Consider the following 17,326-nt stretch of genomic DNA (forward strand, 5'->3'; position numbering starts at 1 on the left):
GAAGTAAATTGATTTATCTGAGCCCTGACCATCAAATACATTTAAAATTCCAATGCGAGATTTTGATGAGACTATGCAAGCCGCGGTTAAAGAAAATACGCTTAGCGCCATTAACAAAACCACTAATAAAAGACATTTTCTTCTTTGAAACCCCGCAGCATCATTGAGTCGGTAAAACCGCATGGCTACCACCTAAGTATCTTTATGCAAATCTTCTTAATTTTTATAAAAAACATTATTACCATCATCAATCGAGCAGTAAAGACTTTATAAAAACTTTAAGACTGAAACGTTTCTTCTTGTTTAAATCTGGCACCACCAACTGAATATTAAAGCAATAAGTTACCTGAAAATTAAATATATTTGTATAGTGAACTTAAGGCGCTATTATTATCAGCCTGCCGTGCAGGCAGCTTAGAAATAAGTTTCTTTCGCTTAAAGTAATACCCTTCTTTCCTGCCGTACAGGCAGCGGCGCACTCAGTCGAGTGCGCCAAACACGCCCAATAACGGGTGAAAATGCCACGCCTCTTCTTTTTTATCTAACCGTATCTCGCCAAACCTTTCACTCACCTCCACCAGCTCCATACCCAACTCGTCGGCCAGCCTCGTATAAATCTGCTGATAGTCTGGCGCTATCCATATCGCCACGCCCTCTGCCAGTTCCGGTATTGTCACATATTCCATCGCGCTGGCTTTCCGCCCGACGATACCGTCATCCGGCTGCCAGAAACGCCCTGCATCGCCCTCTTCCTTAATCAGCAGATAGTGCAGCTCATCCGGCGATGATTGCCGAAAAGGGCGTCGCTTCTGCATCTCTCCACACCAGCTGACGGGCTTACGCCACCACAGCGCCGCGCAATATTTATCCGGCTCGCGTTTTCTTCCCAACAGTTCTGTACGCAGCCTGGCATGCTCCAAATCAACAAAATGCGTAAAAGGCCCGTACGTTTGCATATTGTCAGGCTCCTGCACGCGTGGTCTGGCATCAATCACAAAATTTTCTTTCTCGTGTAATAAATCGTGCAGATCGTGACTGGCATACTGAAACTCGCCATCTTCAAATCCGGGACGGTTATAGGCGGCTTTATCCGGGAAGCGCAAGGCCCGATAATTTTTACGCAGTAAACAGATATTAGGTTCTGCAGGCACCCACTGCCGATGGCGCTGTACGCGGCCCGCCAGCTGGATAAGCGCACGCATTGAACTGGGTTCCGCAATGGCATAATCAAAATCAAAATCTCTTCCGACTTCAATGACGGGGCTGGCCAGCACCACAAACAGATGATCCCGCGCTGCGCTGTTTTCCAGCGCCTGCTTAATTTCTGCAACCTGCCACAGCGCCTGCTCATCGTGACGCGTCAATGCCACTTCCAGTCGGCTTTCTATATAAGATCGCATCGCTAAGGGATGCCTGCTGTGATAGATGCAGTAGTGGATTTGCGTATTTTCCGGTGCAGGCATAGTCAGCAAACGCTGCGCCACCGCTACCAACGGATCGATATTCGCCATGCGAATAACACCCAGCGAAACGCGCTTTCCACCGGGTTTATGCTGCTGATGATGTACAGAATGTAGCTGCTGCATGGCGTTATAAAACGTTGTTGCCAGCGCCGCCAGCACGTCGCTTTCTTTAAGGCTTACAGGGGTAATATCCAGCAGCGCGCCTTTCCTCAGCACCTCGGCATGTTGTAACTTAATAACCCGCTTCGCTACAAAAGCATCATGCTGCTGCCGGAAGTCCCTTCCTGAATCAATGTCCTGATGCAAAGCTTCATATTCATCGAACCACGCACAGCAAACCGCTGGCGCGACCTCTGTACGACCGGCGTTTTTATGCCATTCGGCGCGACCACAGCGGTAGGCGTTAAACAGCGCCAGCACCAGCGCGGGCGGCAACGTGGCGGAAGAGAGCAGCACGCGTGAGCCAAGCATTCCGGCCCAGTTCACCAGTCGGCAGAGCGCCGACAGATCGTTGATATCAAAATCGTCCGGCTCGTCCAGCACTAAATCAGCCGTAAGCAGCCTTAACATCGGCGCAATCTGCCTGCCGCCCCGCAACCCTTCCGTTGCCGGGATTAGATAATCAATCGTACTAACCAGCACCGGCGCGCTTACTAGCTTGTGCAGTTTACCCTTATTTTGCAGCCAGCGGCTGAGCCGCCCATCATCCAGACTGCCGTCATAACGAACATATTGATGCTCATGAAAAAACGCCCCGGCAGACTGGCTTCCGGCATCCGCTTCTTCTTCATCGCTGGCGCTGTAAAGCTGATGCAAATCTTTTACTGCCTGCGAGCCAACCATCACCGCCAGATCGTCCTCGGCAAGCCGCAGCCTTTCACGCAACGCGTCGCCTGTTTGCAGCGTCAGCGTACGTAACCCTAATGCGACAGAGAAACGACATCCCAACATTTCGTCGCTTAATGCATACATTATTCGGGCATTGGCGAATGTTTTTCCGCAACCGGTAGAAGCCATATTCACGCCGAAAAATCCCTGGCTTTCGGTTTGTTCACGCAGCGAAGCAGCCAGATCAAACACGCGATCCTGCCATCTGAACCTTGTGCTTGTCGCCCGCTCGCGAAAAGCCTTATGCCGGGTTATCGCCGGAAGGGTTTTACGTAGATGAGGCAGACTGGTTCCCAGCAATAATGCATTATGTGCAACGGCAAGATTGTGTTCATCCAGCTTTTGTCTGCCCACGCGCGGCTTCCCGGTATTGGCAAACAGCGAATAGTCGGCATCCTGCCAACCAGACGTGGCGGGCAAAGCAGAGTAATGATGATCGGCAAGCATCAACACCAACCGTGCCATATGACAGGTAAAGGCCTGATCCAGCCGGGCAAAACGCAGCAGCGAAGGCTGGGTAAGCGCACGACGACCCATTTTTTGCGCTTTAGCGCGCCAGGTATGGCTTTGCATTGGCGTTCCCTGCGAAAAAAGCCACTGCGCTTTTAACTCTTTGTCTTGCCACTCATGTTTCAAATGATTCAGCGCGTTCCAAATCGGTTCCAGCTGATGCGTCAACCAGCCATCCGCTTCCGCTAGCTGCGGTGGATTACTGCGTCCTGAAGGATAAGTCGGTAACCGGTGATGCGACAGGATAAGCCAGGCTACCGTTGCGGCGACGGGCGGCAGAGTCGCAAAGGGATTAAGGGAGGCCGGATCCTGTATCACTCTGGCCAGCATTTCCGCTTCGTCATTAGCGTCGACAGCGGCTAACGCCTGTAGCCACTGCGAGTCATTACGCTCCCCTACCCAGGCACAAAAAAGCCGTAACGATATCCATTCATGACGATAAGGCTGGAAGTTTTTCCCCTCGCCAAACAGGTTTTGCTGAAAAAGCCGGTTCGCTTTGCCAAAATCATGAAACAGCCCGGCAATAGCGGCTATCAGCCCAATAGCCTGAGCGCTTTGCCATTGATTTTCATCCTGACTTTTCAGCACGTCGCGCTCTGTCGAATGCGTTGGTGCACTACCATCGCGATTGAAGCGTCGCAGGTTGCCGATGATCCATAGCAGCTCGGTCTGACCGGAAGTTTTAATCCAGTGACAGGCAATAGCACTGTTTCGCCTGGCGGTTTTACGCAGCAGCTTCCGCAACGTATTAAGCCCTTCCAGCGTGATGGCCGTCTGCCAGGTTCTTTCTCCTTTACGCTCGGCAAATTGATCGATGATGCGTCTGGTTTCTACTAAAGCGCGCTTGCTACACTGAGAGATAAGTAAGATATTCATCAGACCGCCCGGCCAAAGTATTCAGCAGTTGATTGCAAAGTTTCGATCATCACATCCAGCGCATCGGCTTTTTGCAAACCGCTAATACAGCGCTGGCGAAATTCCTGCTCGTCTTCTCCGGCCATTGCGGAAATAAATGCCTGCGGCAAAATCAGCGCGTCTTTAATCATATCGGCCACATCAAAAACAAGACCGCCGCGTCGAGTTTTGCCATGCATGACTGCCAGACCATGCGGCAGCCCCGTTACCCAACAGGCCGTAGCGGCAAGTCCATAGGCCAGATAGTTGCCGTGATCCAGAAAACGATTAGCGATATCAGCGCCGCCGCCGCGTTTTGCACGAGTAAACTCGCCGTATTTCGTCGCCTCGGCGGCCAGCTTATAAAGCGCCTTTGTCAGTACCGCTTCCTGCGCCAGCAAATATTGCACGCTGGTACAGGTAATCAGGCTTTTTTCATAACGTTCCAATAAGGTTTGAAGAACGGGCAGCTGAATAACAAATTTTTCCTGTCTGCTCAGTCGCTCGCTAAGCCAGTGTTTTTGGATTTGTTTAATACGCTCTCGCTGAAAAGCTATTGCCGCCGCTAACCTTTTCTCGTCATCAAACCAGAAGCTCACCCAATGTTGCAGATATTCCGTAGGGCGATATTCACTCTGCGATGTCAGCCAGGAAACGGCGGCCTCAGCTTCATTAGCGGCATACAGCGGCGTGCCGTTGCCGCCACAAAAACCGACCAGTACGCCCGCTCTGGCGAATTCACGCATAGCGGCCTGGGTAACAGAAGTGCCGGTGCCAAGCATAATTACCGTGGTATTTGCGATGGGGATATTCCAGTAAAGCGAACGCTTGCCTTCATCTGTCACATATTCTACGCGTCCGCCGTTGACCAACACGCGGCAATACTGCAGGTAATAGATGTTGCTGCGTTTTGAATGAAGAATAGTTTTTAAATCGGAGGGTTTTAAGTGTTCCATACGCATTCCTTGCGTCAGCCTGGCCGTTGATTTCCATCAGGCAAGCAGTGTATTAAATCATCAGAAAAGGTAATGAGAGGTCAGTAGGGTTTTAGCGACAAGTTTAAGGATGGGAATAGCAGTATGGGGATATTTTTGGGCTGCCTGTACGGCAGTGAACCACCAGCCGCGCAACCAGCATCACTTCTTGGTCTTCTAAGCTGCCTGTACGGCAGTGAACTTTATTTAATTCAGATGCGGCAAGTTCGTTAGTGTTTCTAAGCTGCCTGTACGGCAGTGAACCTTCAGCCTTAGCAATCACAGCGCGCAGACGCTTTCTAAGCTGCCTGTACGGCAGTGAACCTGACAATAGCGCAGGTGACGCCGCTGGTTCAGTTTCTAAGCTGCCTGTACGGCAGTGAACTAATAACGTAAAAATGCTCCGGGCATTCGAACTTTCTAAGCTGCCTGTACGGCAGTGAACTATTGTCGTATGCATAGTCACACTTGAATTATGTTTCTAAGCTGCCTGTACGGCAGTGAACTAGTAGGCGTTACGCGGGTTACTGGCCTTCATTTTCTAAGCTGCCTGTACGGCAGTGAACGCAACAATCTGGCCGGATGACTTCAGCTTTTCTTTCTAAGCTGCCTGTACGGCAGTGAACAAAACTTGTCGTTGATTACACAACAGCAAAATTTTCTAAGCTGCCTGTACGGCAGTGAACAGTTGGCGATACAACATAACGCACTTATGTTAAAAGAATTTTGACCAAAACCCGATAAAACCCCTCTTTTTCATCCATTACTTAATCTCCTTATAAAACAGCCCGTTGAAATACCCCTCAAAAAAAGGGTTTCAGCGCCCTGCTTTAAACTCATCCGCGGCCTGCTACCCACTTTCGTGGCAAAAAACGCAGTTATAATCGGATAATCCTGCACACTATAAGTCTTGCATTTTTCATCAAAGGAATGGCGCTGCGCTGTTTTATTGAGTATTTGCAGGCGTTTAATCAGAAAATGACGCGGAAATAAGATAAAAAAACGGCCCCTTTCGGAGCCGCTTCGAATGCTTTTAGCGCTTACTTCTTCTTCGCTTTCGCATTTGGCAGATCGGTGATGCTGCCTTCGAAGATTTCCGCCGCCAGGCCTACCGACTCGTGCAGCGTCGGGTGAGCATGGATAGTCAGCGCGATATCTTCGGCGTCGCAGCCCATTTCGATAGCCAGACCGATTTCGCCCAGCAGCTCGCCGCCGTTGGTGCCGACAACGGCCCCGCCGATCACGCGATGCGTCTCTTTATCAAAAATCAGCTTGGTCATGCCGTCTGCGCAGTCGGAAGCGATAGCACGGCCTGATGCCGCCCACGGGAAGGTCGCCGTCTCGTAGCTGATGCCCTTCTCTTTCGCTTCTTTCTCGGTCAGGCCAACCCAGGCAACTTCCGGCTCGGTATAGGCGATAGATGGGATCACTTTTGGATCGAAGTAGTGCTTCTTGCCGGAGATCACTTCCGCCGCTACGTGGCCTTCGTGCACGCCTTTATGCGCCAGCATTGGCTGACCAACGATGTCGCCGATAGCGAAAATGTGCGGCACGTTGGTACGCATCTGCTTATCGACACGGATAAAGCCGCGATCGTCCACTTCCACGCCCGCTTTACCGGCATCCAGACCTTTACCGTTCGGCACGCGGCCAATCGCCACCAGCACCGCGTCGTAACGCTGTGGTTCAGCAGGCGCTTTTTTGCCTTCCATCGTGACGTAGATACCATCTTCTTTGGCTTCTACCGCGGTCACTTTGGTTTCCAGCATCAGGTTGAACTGCTTCTCGATGCGCCTGGTGAAGACTTTCACCACGTCTTTATCGGCCGCAGGGATCACCTGATCGAACATCTCAACCACGTCAATCTGAGAACCCAGCGCGTGATAAACGGTACCCATTTCCAGGCCGATGATGCCGCCGCCCATGACCAGCATACGCTCAGGCACTTCTTTCAGCTCCAGCGCGGCGGTGGAATCCCACACACGTGGATCTTCATGCGGAATAAACGGCAGCTGAATAGGACGAGAACCGGCAGCGATAATCGCGTTATCGAAGTTGATAGTGGTGCCGCCGTTTTCGCCGTCAACGAACATAGTGTTCGCGCCGGTGAACTTAGCTTCGCCGGTGACCACTTTCACTTTACGGCCTTTCGCCATACCGGCCAGACCGCCGGTCAGCTGATTAATGACCTTCTCTTTCCAGGTACGGATTTTGTTGATGTCGGTTTGCGGCTTGCCGAACACCACGCCGTGTTCTTCCAGCGCTTTGGCTTCTTCAATGACTTTCGCCACGTGCAGCAGCGCTTTGGAAGGAATACAGCCCACGTTCAGGCAAACGCCGCCCAGGGTGCTGTAACGCTCAACAATCACGGTCTCCAGACCTAAATCAGCAGCGCGAAATGCCGCAGAGTAACCTGCCGGACCTGCCCCAAGTACCACGACCTGAGTTTTAATTTCTGTACTCATCATGACCTCTTAGTTAACTGGCGGATATCCATCCACCGGTTCGTATTCAGGGCAAGAGTTTACAGAATTGTTAACAGAGTGCAAACAACCTGCCCCAAACCATCACAACTTGTCGACTAAAACAGCGAGAGTCGGCTATAAGAAGGCCGGCATAAGCCGGCCAGAGTACTTTTACATCACCAGTCGGCGAATATCGGCTAACAGATTGCCGACGATGGTGATAAAGCGGGCACCGTCAGCCCCGTCGATAACGCGGTGGTCGAAGGAAAGAGAGATTGGCATCATCAGACGCGGCACAAACTCTTTACCGTTCCAGACCGGCTCCATCGCGGATTTAGAGACGCCCAGGATAGCTACTTCCGGCGCGTTGACGATCGGCGCAAAGTGCGTGGTGCCAAGACCGCCAAGGCTGGAGATAGTGAAGCAGCCGCCCTGCATGTCGCTGGCCGTCAGCTTGCCGTCGCGCGCTTTTTTCGAGGTTGCCATCAGCTCGCGGGAAAGCTCGGTGATGCCTTTTTTATTCACGTCCTTAAAGACCGGAACCACCAGGCCGTTAGGCGTATCGACCGCCACGCCGATGTTGATATATTTTTTCAACGTCAGCTTCTGCGCGTCTTCAGAAAGCGAGCTGTTAAAGCGCGGCATCTGCTCCAGCGCGGCGGCAACGGCTTTCATAATGAACACAACCGGCGTGTATTTCACGTCCAGCTTGCGCTTCTCGGCTTCGGCGTTCTGCTGTTTACGGAACGCTTCCAGATCGGTGATATCGGTTTTGTCGAAGTGCGTAACGTGCGGGATCATCACCCAGTTACGGCTCAGGTTCGCGCCAGAGATTTTCTGGATGCGGCCCAGCTCGACTTCTTCGATTTCGCCGAACTTGCTGAAGTCCACTTTCGGCCACGGCAGCATGCCTGGCAGACCACCGCCGCTGGCGGCAGCCGCTGGCGCGGTCTCGGCGCGTTTCACCGCGTCTTTCACGTACGCCTGCACGTCTTCTTTCAGAATACGGCCTTTACGTCCCGTACCTTTTACCTTCGCCAGGTTAACGCCGAACTCGCGCGCCAGACGACGGATAACCGGCGTGGCGTGGACGTAGGCGTCGTTCTCGGAGAAGTCGCCTTTTGCTTCCGCTTTCGCCGGAGCCGGTGCCGTAGCAGGCGCCGCTTTGGCTTCCTGCGGAGCCGGAGCCGCTTCCTGTTTCGCTGCCGGAGCAGGCGCCGCGCCTGCCACTTCAAAGATCATAATCAGCGAGCCGGTGCTGACTTTGTCACCGGTCGCGATTTTGATCTCTTTTACCGTGCCGGCAAACGGCGCAGGCACTTCCATCGAGGCCTTGTCGCCTTCGACGGTGATCAGTGACTGCTCGGCTTCGACTTTATCGCCAACCTTAACCATCACTTCGGTGACTTCAACTTCGTCGCCGCCGATGTCCGGCACCTGCACTTCTTTCGCGCCGCTGGTCGCCGCAGGCGCCGCTGCCGCTTCTTCTTTCATCGCTGGCTTCGGCGCTTCGGCCGGTGCTGCGCCTTCCGCTTCAAAGATCATAATCAGCGAGCCGGTGCTGACTTTGTCGCCGGTAGCGATTTTGATCTCTTTTACCGTGCCGGCAAACGGCGCAGGCACTTCCATTGAGGCCTTGTCGCCTTCGACGGTAATCAGCGACTGCTCGGCTTCGACTTTATCGCCAACCTTGACCAGGATCTCGGTGACTTCAACTTCATCACCGCCGATGTCCGGTACGTTGACGTCTTTGCTTTCCGCTTTGGCAGCCGGCGCCGCTTCTTTCTTCTCTTCTTTTGCTTCCGCTTTGGCTGGCGCTGGCGCAGCCGCGTCGGCAGATTCAAAGATCATAATCAGCGAGCCGGTTTCCACTTTGTCGCCGGTAGAAATTTTAATTTCTTTGACCACGCCCGCTTCTGGCGAAGGCACTTCCATTGAGGCTTTGTCGCCTTCAACGACGATCAACGACTGCTCTGCTTCCACTTTGTCGCCGACCTTGACCAGGATCTCGGTGACTTCCACTTCGTCGGAACCGATGTCCGGTACTTTAATTTCGATAGCCATTACTCTTTACCTCTTATGCCAGACGCGGGTTGACTTTATCGGCATCGATATTGAATTTGGTGATGGCTTCCGCCACCACTTTCTTATCGATCTCGCCGCGTTTAGCCAGTTCGCCCAGCGCTGCAACCACCACGTAAGACGCGTCCACTTCGAAGTGGTGACGCAGATTTTCGCGGCTGTCGGAACGACCGAAACCATCCGTGCCCAGCACGCGATAGTCGCTGGCTGGAATATAGGTACGGATCTGCTCGGCGAACAGTTTCATATAGTCGGTTGAAGCCACGGCCGGTGCGTCGTGCATGATCTGCGCAACGTAAGGCACGCGAGGCGCTTCAGTTGGGTGCAGCATGTTCCAGCGCTCGCAGTCCTGACCGTCACGAGCCAGTTCGGTGAAGGAGGTCACGCTGTAAACATCGGAGCCAACGCCGTAGTCTTTCGCCAGGATCTGTGCCGCTTCACGAACGTGACGCAGGATAGAGCCTGAACCCAACAGCTGGACTTTACCTTTGCTGCCTTCTACCGTTTCCAGCTTGTAGATACCTTTACGGATACCTTCTTCTGCGCCCTGCGGCATCGCCGGCATGTGGTAGTTTTCGTTCAGCGTGGTGATGTAGTAGTAGATGTTTTCCTGCGCTTCGCCGTACATACGCACCAGACCGTCATGCATGATAACGGCGACTTCGTAAGCGTAAGCCGGATCGTAAGAGATGCAGTTAGGGATAGTCAGCGACTGAATGTGGCTGTGACCATCTTCATGCTGCAAGCCTTCGCCGTTCAGCGTGGTACGACCGGAGGTGCCGCCAACCAGGAAGCCGCGCGCCTGCTGGTCGCCCGCCGCCCAGCACAGATCGCCGATACGCTGGAAGCCAAACATCGAGTAGTAGATGTAGAACGGGATCATCGGCAGGTTGTTGGTGCTGTAGGACGTTGCCGCCGCCAGCCAGGATGCGCCTGCGCCCAGTTCGTTGATGCCTTCCTGCAGGATCTGACCTTTCTCATCTTCTTTGTAGTAGGCAACCTGCTCACGGTCCTGCGGCGTGTACTGCTGGCCGTTCGGGCTGTAGATGCCGATCTGACGGAACAGGCCTTCCATACCAAAGGTACGCGCTTCGTCGGCGATGATCGGCACCAGACGATCTTTGATCGACTTGTTCTTCAGCATCACGTTCAGGGCACGCACAAAGGCGATGGTGGTGGAAATCTCTTTGTTCTGCTCATCCAGCAGCTGACGGAAGTCTTCCAGCGCAGGCATCTCCAGCTTCTCGCTGAAGTTAGGCTGACGCGTCGGCAGATAGCCGCCCAGCTTCTCGCGCTGGCCATGCAGATATTTGTACTCTTCCGACTCTTTGTCGAAGGTGACGTACGGCAGGCTTTCGATTTTGTCATCTTCTACCGGCACGTTGAAACGATCGCGGATGTAGCGTACGCCATCCATGTTCATTTTCTTCACCTGGTGAGCGATGTTCTTGCCTTCTGCCGTGTCGCCCATACCATAGCCTTTAATGGTATGCGCCAGGATCACCACAGGTTTGCCTTTGGTGTCCTGCGCTTTTTTCAGCGCCGCGTAGATTTTCTTCGGATCGTGGCCGCCACGGTTCAGCGCCCAAATCTCGTCGTCGGTCATATCTTTGACCAGCTCGGCGGTCTCCGGATATTTACCAAAGAAGTGCTCGCGCACGTAGGCGCCATCGCGGGATTTAAAGGTCTGATAGTCGCCGTCAACGGTTTCATTCATCAGCTGGATCAGCTTGCCGCTGGTATCTTTGCGCAGCAGCTCGTCCCAGCGTCCGCCCCAGATAACCTTGATCACTTCCCAGCCTGCGCCGCCAAAGATGCCGCTCAGCTCGTTGATGATTTTGCCGTTGCCGGTTACCGGGCCGTCCAGGCGCTGCAGGTTACAGTTGATGATGAACACCAGGTTGTCCAGCTTCTCGCGGGTGGCGATGGTGATCGCGCCTTTGGATTCCGGCTCGTCCATCTCGCCATCGCCCAGGAAGGCGTAAACGGTCTGCTGTGAGGTATCTTTCAGGCCACGGTGCTCAAGATACTTGAGGAATTTCGCCTGGTAGATCGCGCCGATTGGGCCAAGACCCATCGAAACGGTCGGGAACTGCCAGAAATCCGGCATCAGTTTTGGATGCGGATAAGAAGAGAGGCCTTTGCCGTGCACTTCCTGACGGAAGTTGTTCATCTGCTCTTCGGTCAGGCGGCCTTCCAGGAAGGCGCGCGCGTAAACGCCCGGCGAAATGTGGCCCTGGAAGTACACCAGGTCGCCACCGTCTTTTTCGCTGCGCGCGCGGAAGAAGTGGTTAAAGCACACTTCATAAATGGTCGCCGAGGACTGGAAGGAAGACATATGGCCGCCCAGCTCCAGATCTTTCTTCGATGCACGCAGAACGGTCATGATGGCGTTCCAGCGGATGGCGGAACGGATACGACGTTCCAGCGAGGTATTACCCGGATAGTCAGGTTCGTCCTCAACGGCGATAGAGTTAATGTAGCTGCCGGCCCCAGTGCCCGCCGCTACCTTTACGCCGCCTTTGCGTGCTTCGCTCAATACCTGATCGATCAGGAACTGCGCGCGCTCCACGCCCTCTTCACGGATGACCGATTCGATCGCCTGTAGCCAGTCGCGAGTTTCAATCGGATCCACGTCATTGTGTAAACGTTCTGACATGGGGGTATTCCTTATCTGTGTCTAATACGTTGAATTGTCTGGAGCCTGTCTCTCTGTCCTCTGGCTCAGTGCAAAACACAGAGAGACAGGCCCTTCGTGGTTGTCGCGTTATGATTACGCGTTAATCCTTACGCTGCTGTAATCGGCGCAGGGAGCGCTCTCTTCGGCTCTGTTCCCGGCTTCTGTCCAGCAATATTTCCTCGATAAACGCCAGATGGCGGTGTGAGGCCTCGCGTGCCTTTTCGGGTTCGCGCGCCACAATCGCCTCGAAAATACTGGCGCGGTGACCGCTCACTTTCGCCAGCATTTCGCGGCGCGAGTAGAGCAATTCAAAATTCTGTCGGACGTTCTGTTGCAGCATCGGCCCCATTGAGCGTAGCAAATGCAGCAGCACCACATTATGCGCCGCCTCTGTGACAGCTATCTGATACTGCATGACCGCGTTGGCTTCGGCATCAAGGTCGCCGCTCTCCTGCGCGGTCTGGATTTGCAGATGGCAATCCCGGATACGTGCCAGATCTTCTTCCGTTCCTCGTAGCGCCGCATAGTAGGCCGCTATCCCTTCCAGCGCGTGGCGCGTTTCCAGCAGATCGAACTGCGATTCAGGGTGATCGGCCAGCAGTTCCACCAGCGGATCGCTCAGGCTTTGCCAGAGGTTAGTCTTTACAAAAGTGCCACCGCCCTGACGGCGCAGCAGCAGGCCTTTTGCTTCCAGACGCTGGATAGCTTCACGCAAAGAGGGACGGGAGACGTCGAACTGTTTAGCCAGCTCGCGTTCAGGGAGGAGCTTTTCACCGGGACGCAGCGTCCCTTCCATAATCAAGGACTCAAGCTGCTGCTCGATAGCATCGGATAGCTTTGGTTGGCGGATTTTGCTGTAGGCCATCATCCCTTCTTCGTGCCGTTTGCCCGAGTAAATTGGTCATACCAATTGCAAAAAGGAGCCCGTAAAGTAACAAAGTATTCACCTGATGTCTATATGGCAACGGCGCAAAACCAGACGCATGTCTCGTTTTACGGGCGCGAATTAACGCCTTATAACAGGTTAAACGCGTCAGAAAGAATGTTAAAAAAATTAACTTTTGTGAAGGAGACCAGGCAGTTAATGGCGCCCGATTAACGGCGTCATAAGTAAAATCGATTCGTCTTCAGGCATCCTTTATGACAAAAACAAACGTTGCCGAAACCTGTTTTTTTTGCAGCCGTCCCGGCTTAAACAGAAAGCGAGTGCATTACCCGGCGCTTATCATTATTCTTATCGCGAAAGTAGAGGCAGCCCCGCTTTTGCGGGGTTTCTTATGTAAACATTTAAGTACACCTATCGTAATAAAATGATGACAAAGGCTCGCCCTTAGTACAATAACGAGACCAAGAGGATCACTATGGAACAACAGCAGGGCGATATGCTGAAGCGCGGCCTGAAAAACCGCCATATTCAGCTAATTGCATTAGGCGGCGCCGTCGGCACCGGCCTTTTTCTGGGGATCGCACAAACCATTAAAATGGCGGGCCCGTCCGTCTTACTGGGCTACGCCATCGGCGGCTTTATCGCCTTTTTAATTATGCGCCAGCTGGGCGAAATGATCGTGGAAGAGCCGGTTGCCGGTTCTTTCAGCCATTTTGCCTATAAATACTGGGGCAACTTTGCCGGTTTCGCTTCCGGCTGGAACTACTGGGTGCTCTATATCCTGGTCGCGATGGCGGAACTGACCGCCGTCGGGCAGTATATTCAGGTCTGGTGGCCCGCGTTTCCTTCCTGGGCCGCCGCCGCCATCTTCTTTGTGCTGATTAACGCTATCAACCTGACCAGCGTAAAAATCTTTGGCGAAATGGAGTTCTGGCTGGCGATTGTGAAAGTGGTCGCCGTGGTGGCGATGATTGTGTTCGGCTGCTGGCTGCTGTTCAGCGGTCATGGCGGCCCGGATGCGAAGATCAGCAATATCTGGGCGATCGGCGGCTTTTTCCCGCACGGCGTGGGCGGACTGGTGATGGCGATGGCGATCATTATGTTCTCTTTTGGCGGCCTGGAGCTGGTAGGCATCACGGCGGCCGAAGCGGATGACCCGCAAAAAAGCATTCCGCAGGCCACCAACCAGGTGATCTGGCGTATCCTGATCTTTTATGTCGGCTCGATTATCGTGCTGCTTTCGCTTTATCCCTGGACAAAAGTTACCGCCAACAGCAGCCCGTTTGTGATGATTTTCCACGACCTGGGTGAAAGCCTGGCGGCGAACGTGCTGAACCTGGTGTTTTTAACGGCGGCGCTCTCCGTTTATAACAGCTGCGTCTATTCCAACAGCCGGATGCTTTACGGCCTGGCCCGTCAGGGCAACGGCCCGAAGGCGCTGCTGAAGGTTGACCGTCGTGGCGTGCCTTACGTGGCGCTGGCGCTCTCAGCCGCTACCACGGCGATTTGCGTGCTGGTGAACTATCTGATGCCGGGCGAGGCGCTGGGCCTGTTTATGGCGCTGGTGGTCTCCGCGCTGGTGATCAACTGGGCGATGATCAGCTACGCCCATCTGAAGTTCCGCCAGGCGAAAGCGCGCGAAGGCGTGCAGACTCGCTTCAAGGCGCTGCTCTATCCCGCCGGCAACTGGATTTGCCTGCTGTTTATGATCGGCATTCTGGTCATTATGGCGATGACGCCGGGCATGGCGATTTCCGTATGGCTTATTCCGCCGTGGATTATCGTGCTGGCCATTGGCTACGCGGTAAAAAACCGGCTGCAAAAAGCCTGATGACCCGGGGCGCTTCGGCGCCCTTTTTACTGCGCGCTAATCCTCCAGCCTGCCTTACCTTTTATGGCCCTCACCGCGCGAATTGCCAGCTTACTCACACTTTTCCGGTTACAGCCGTTTTGTCCATCTCTGCAACCTTTTGCGCCAGCGCAAGACGCTATTAAGCCAGTGATAATCTCTGCTTCATCCTGTGGGAGAGATTATCCATGAAGAGCGCGGCGCTTTCGGTAAAAGAGAAGATTGGCTATGGCATGGGAGACGCGGGCTGCAATATGATCGGCGGCGCGATCATGCTTTTCCTTAACTATTTTTATACGGATGTCTTTGGCCTTGCGCCCGCGCTGGTCGGCGTCCTGCTGCTTTCCGTGCGCGTGCTGGATGCGATTACCGATCCCATTATGGGCGCGCTGGCCGACAGAACGCAGAGCCGCTGGGGACGTTTTCGCCCCTGGCTGCTATGGATTTCCCTGCCCTATGTGCTGTTCAGCGTGCTGATGTTTACCACGCCGGACTGGAGCTATGACAATAAGGTTATCTACGCGTTTGCCACCTACTTTCTGATGTCGTTAACCTATACCGCTATCAATATTCCTTACTGCTCGCTTGGCGGCGTGATTACCAACGATCCCGGCGAACGCGTCTCCTGCCAGTCTTACCGCTTTGTAATGGTCGGCATCGCCACGCTGATCCTGTCGCTCTCCCTGCTGCCGATGGCGGAATGGTTTGGCGGCGACGACAAAGCGCGCGGCTACCAGATGGCGATGAGCGTGCTGGCCTTTATCGGCCTCTGCATGTTCCTTTTTTGCTTCGCCACGGTGCGTGAACGCATTCATCCTGCCGTACCGAGCAACAGCGATCTGAAATCCGATTTACGGGACGTGTGGAAAAACGACCAGTGGGTGCGCATCCTGCTGCTGACCTTTTGTAACGTCTGTCCCGGCTTTATCCGCATGGCGGCCACCATGTACTACGTCACCTGGGTCATGGGGCAAACGACCCATTTCGCCACGCTGTTTATCAGCCTGGGCGTAATAGGCATGATGCTGGGCAGCACGTTGGCCAAAGTGTTGACCGATCGCTGGTGCAAACTGAAAGTCTTCTTCTGGACCAATATCGTGCTGGCGCTATTCTCCTGCGGCTTCTATTTCCTGGATCCGCACGCTACGGTACTGATTGTGGTGATGTACTTCCTGCTGAATATTCTGCATCAGATCCCTTCGCCGCTGCACTGGTCGCTGATGGCGGACGTGGACGATTACGGCGAGTGGAAAACCGGCAAGCGCATTACCGGCATCAGCTTTTCAGGCAATCTGTTTTTCCTCAAGGTTGGCCTGGCCGTAGCGGGCGCGATGGTTGGCTTCCTGCTCTCTTTTTACGGCTACGACGCGGGCGCGAAAGCCCAGTCGCCGCTGGCCGTCAACGGCATCACGCTGCTGTTTACCATTATTCCGGGCGTCGGTTATCTGATTACCGCTGGCGTGGTCAGGCTGCTGAAGGTTGACCGACCAACGATGCAAAAAATCCAGCTGGATTTGGAACAGCGTCGCCATAATTTCCGCGAACTCAACGATTATCATCACGGCAAAGCGCCGGTTAAACCAGAAGGAACAGGAGCATGAGCAGTCACTGGCCCGTCCCCCTTATTGCACAGCGCGCCGATCCCTTTATTCTGCGCCATCGGCAGCATTACTATTTTATCGCCTCCGTACCTGAATACGATCGGCTTGAGCTGCGCCGCGCCGCGACCTTAGCCGATCTGGCGGCAGCCGAAGCCGTCGTGGTCTGGAAAAAACACGCCAGCGGCGAAATGAGCGAGCTGATTTGGGCGCCTGAACTGCATCTTATTGATAACGTCTGGGTCATCTATTTTGCCGCCGCGCCGTCCAGAGAAATCAAAGATGGGCTGTTCCAGCACCGCATGTTCGCTATCGCCTGTCATGACGACGATCCGCTTACCGGCGCCTGGCATGAATGCGGTCAGGTCATGACGCCCATCGACAGTTTTGCGCTGGACGCGACCCACTTCGTCCATCAGGACAGAAACTGGTATCTGTGGGCGCAAAAAGATCCGGCGATCCCCGGCAACTCCAATCTCTATCTGGCCGAACTGGAAACGCCGTGGTCGCTGAAAAGCGCGCCGGTGATGCTGAGTCGGCCTGAGTTCGACTGGGAATGCGTGGGCTTCAGCGTCAACGAAGGGCCTGCGGTTATTCGTCACGGCAACCGCCTGTTCGTCAGCTATTCGGCCAGCGCGACGGATGAAAACTACTGTATGGGCCTGCTGTGGATCGACGTTGCTGCCGATCCGATGAAAGCGGAAAACTGGCAAAAATCCCCTCAGCCGGTCTTTAAAACCAGTTGGGAAAACCGCCAGTTCGGGCCGGGGCATAACAGCTTTACGGTAACGGAACAGGGTGAGGACGTACTGGTTTATCATGCGAGAGACTACACGGAAATCGAAGGCGATCCGCTTTACGATCCCAACCGGCACACCTGCATTAAAACCTTTACCTGGGATAGCGACGGCATGCCGGTCTTTGGCGAACCGCCGGCGGCCGTGGATTAACAAAGCCGTTAATTTGATGCCGGGCAGGCGAGTTTATTGGCGCTGCGATCGGCAACCTGACGACTATCCCGGTTATTTCCACTTTGG

At 54.0% G+C, this 17,326-nt stretch carries 9 protein-coding genes and 1 CRISPR repeat array; of the genes, 3 read left to right on the plus strand and 6 right to left on the minus strand.

Annotated elements, in window-relative coordinates:
• Positions 1-479 precede the first annotated feature (479 nt).
• The 6 genes from cas3f to pdhR all read right to left on the minus strand — a co-directional run bounded on the left by cas3f (position 480) and on the right by pdhR (position 12,821).
• Positions 480-3,737, minus strand: coding sequence for a type I-F CRISPR-associated helicase Cas3f (gene cas3f / locus AB6T85_RS10540; protein ID WP_369895520.1), 3,258 nt, complete (start codon positions 3,735-3,737; stop codon positions 480-482).
• The gene (cas1f, locus tag AB6T85_RS10545) at positions 3,737-4,711 is read right to left on the minus strand and encodes a type I-F CRISPR-associated endonuclease Cas1f (protein WP_369895522.1); all 975 of its coding nucleotides are present in this window, start codon (positions 4,709-4,711) and stop codon (positions 3,737-3,739) included. The genes cas3f and cas1f overlap by 1 nt, the downstream gene beginning before the upstream one ends.
• Positions 4,712-4,843: 132 nt before the next feature.
• Positions 4,844-5,415: a CRISPR direct-repeat array (repeat unit 28 nt; unit sequence TTTCTAAGCTGCCTGTACGGCAGTGAAC).
• A 354-nt stretch (positions 5,416-5,769) separates the two neighbouring features.
• A complete protein-coding gene (gene lpdA / locus AB6T85_RS10550) occupies positions 5,770-7,194 on the minus strand; it encodes a dihydrolipoyl dehydrogenase (RefSeq protein ID WP_125289022.1) in 1,425 nt (474 codons plus the stop codon).
• Positions 7,195-7,365: 171 nt separating this feature from the next.
• Entirely contained in the window at positions 7,366-9,258 is a 1,893-nt protein-coding gene (aceF, locus tag AB6T85_RS10555; protein ID WP_301251440.1) for a pyruvate dehydrogenase complex dihydrolipoyllysine-residue acetyltransferase, read from the minus strand.
• 13 nt (positions 9,259-9,271) lie between these two features.
• A complete protein-coding gene (gene aceE, locus AB6T85_RS10560) occupies positions 9,272-11,935 on the minus strand; it encodes a pyruvate dehydrogenase (acetyl-transferring), homodimeric type (protein ID WP_253455258.1) in 2,664 nt (887 codons plus the stop codon).
• 121 nt (positions 11,936-12,056) lie between these two features.
• Entirely contained in the window at positions 12,057-12,821 is a 765-nt protein-coding gene (pdhR, locus tag AB6T85_RS10565) for a pyruvate dehydrogenase complex transcriptional repressor PdhR (protein ID WP_253455259.1), read from the minus strand.
• A 496-nt stretch (positions 12,822-13,317) separates the two neighbouring features.
• Here pdhR and AB6T85_RS10570 point away from each other — a divergent pair, with 496 nt between their 5' ends.
• The 3 genes from AB6T85_RS10570 (at position 13,318) to AB6T85_RS10580 (ending at position 17,239) form a co-directional block, all read left to right on the plus strand.
• Positions 13,318-14,673 (plus strand): amino acid permease, encoded by a 1,356-nt coding sequence (locus AB6T85_RS10570; RefSeq protein WP_253455260.1) that lies wholly within the window; start codon positions 13,318-13,320, stop codon positions 14,671-14,673.
• 206 nt (positions 14,674-14,879) lie between these two features.
• The gene (locus AB6T85_RS10575) at positions 14,880-16,292 is read left to right on the plus strand and encodes a glycoside-pentoside-hexuronide (GPH):cation symporter (RefSeq protein WP_253455261.1); all 1,413 of its coding nucleotides are present in this window, start codon (positions 14,880-14,882) and stop codon (positions 16,290-16,292) included.
• Positions 16,289-17,239, plus strand: a complete 951-nt coding sequence (locus AB6T85_RS10580) for a glycoside hydrolase family 43 protein (protein ID WP_301251441.1) — start codon at positions 16,289-16,291, stop codon at positions 17,237-17,239. The genes AB6T85_RS10575 and AB6T85_RS10580 overlap by 4 nt, the downstream gene beginning before the upstream one ends.
• Positions 17,240-17,326 lie beyond the last annotated feature (87 nt).

This window comes from Erwinia aeris (assembly GCF_041224955.1).
Lineage (GTDB): Bacteria > Pseudomonadota > Gammaproteobacteria > Enterobacterales > Enterobacteriaceae > Erwinia > Erwinia aeris.

Coding starts and splice junctions, on each gene's coding strand:
- cas3f (WP_369895520.1), bottom strand. CDS start 3,737: ATGAATATCTTACTTATCTCTCAGTGTAGCAAGCGCGCTTTAGTAGAA.
- cas1f (WP_369895522.1), bottom strand. CDS start 4,711: ATGGAACACTTAAAACCCTCCGATTTAAAAACTATTCTTCATTCAAAA.
- lpdA (WP_125289022.1), bottom strand. CDS start 7,194: ATGAGTACAGAAATTAAAACTCAGGTCGTGGTACTTGGGGCAGGTCCG.
- aceF (WP_301251440.1), bottom strand. CDS start 9,258: ATGGCTATCGAAATTAAAGTACCGGACATCGGTTCCGACGAAGTGGAA.
- aceE (WP_253455258.1), bottom strand. CDS start 11,935: ATGTCAGAACGTTTACACAATGACGTGGATCCGATTGAAACTCGCGAC.
- pdhR (WP_253455259.1), bottom strand. CDS start 12,821: ATGGCCTACAGCAAAATCCGCCAACCAAAGCTATCCGATGCTATCGAG.
- AB6T85_RS10570 (WP_253455260.1), top strand. CDS start 13,318: ATGGAACAACAGCAGGGCGATATGCTGAAGCGCGGCCTGAAAAACCGC.
- AB6T85_RS10575 (WP_253455261.1), top strand. CDS start 14,880: ATGAAGAGCGCGGCGCTTTCGGTAAAAGAGAAGATTGGCTATGGCATG.
- AB6T85_RS10580 (WP_301251441.1), top strand. CDS start 16,289: ATGAGCAGTCACTGGCCCGTCCCCCTTATTGCACAGCGCGCCGATCCC.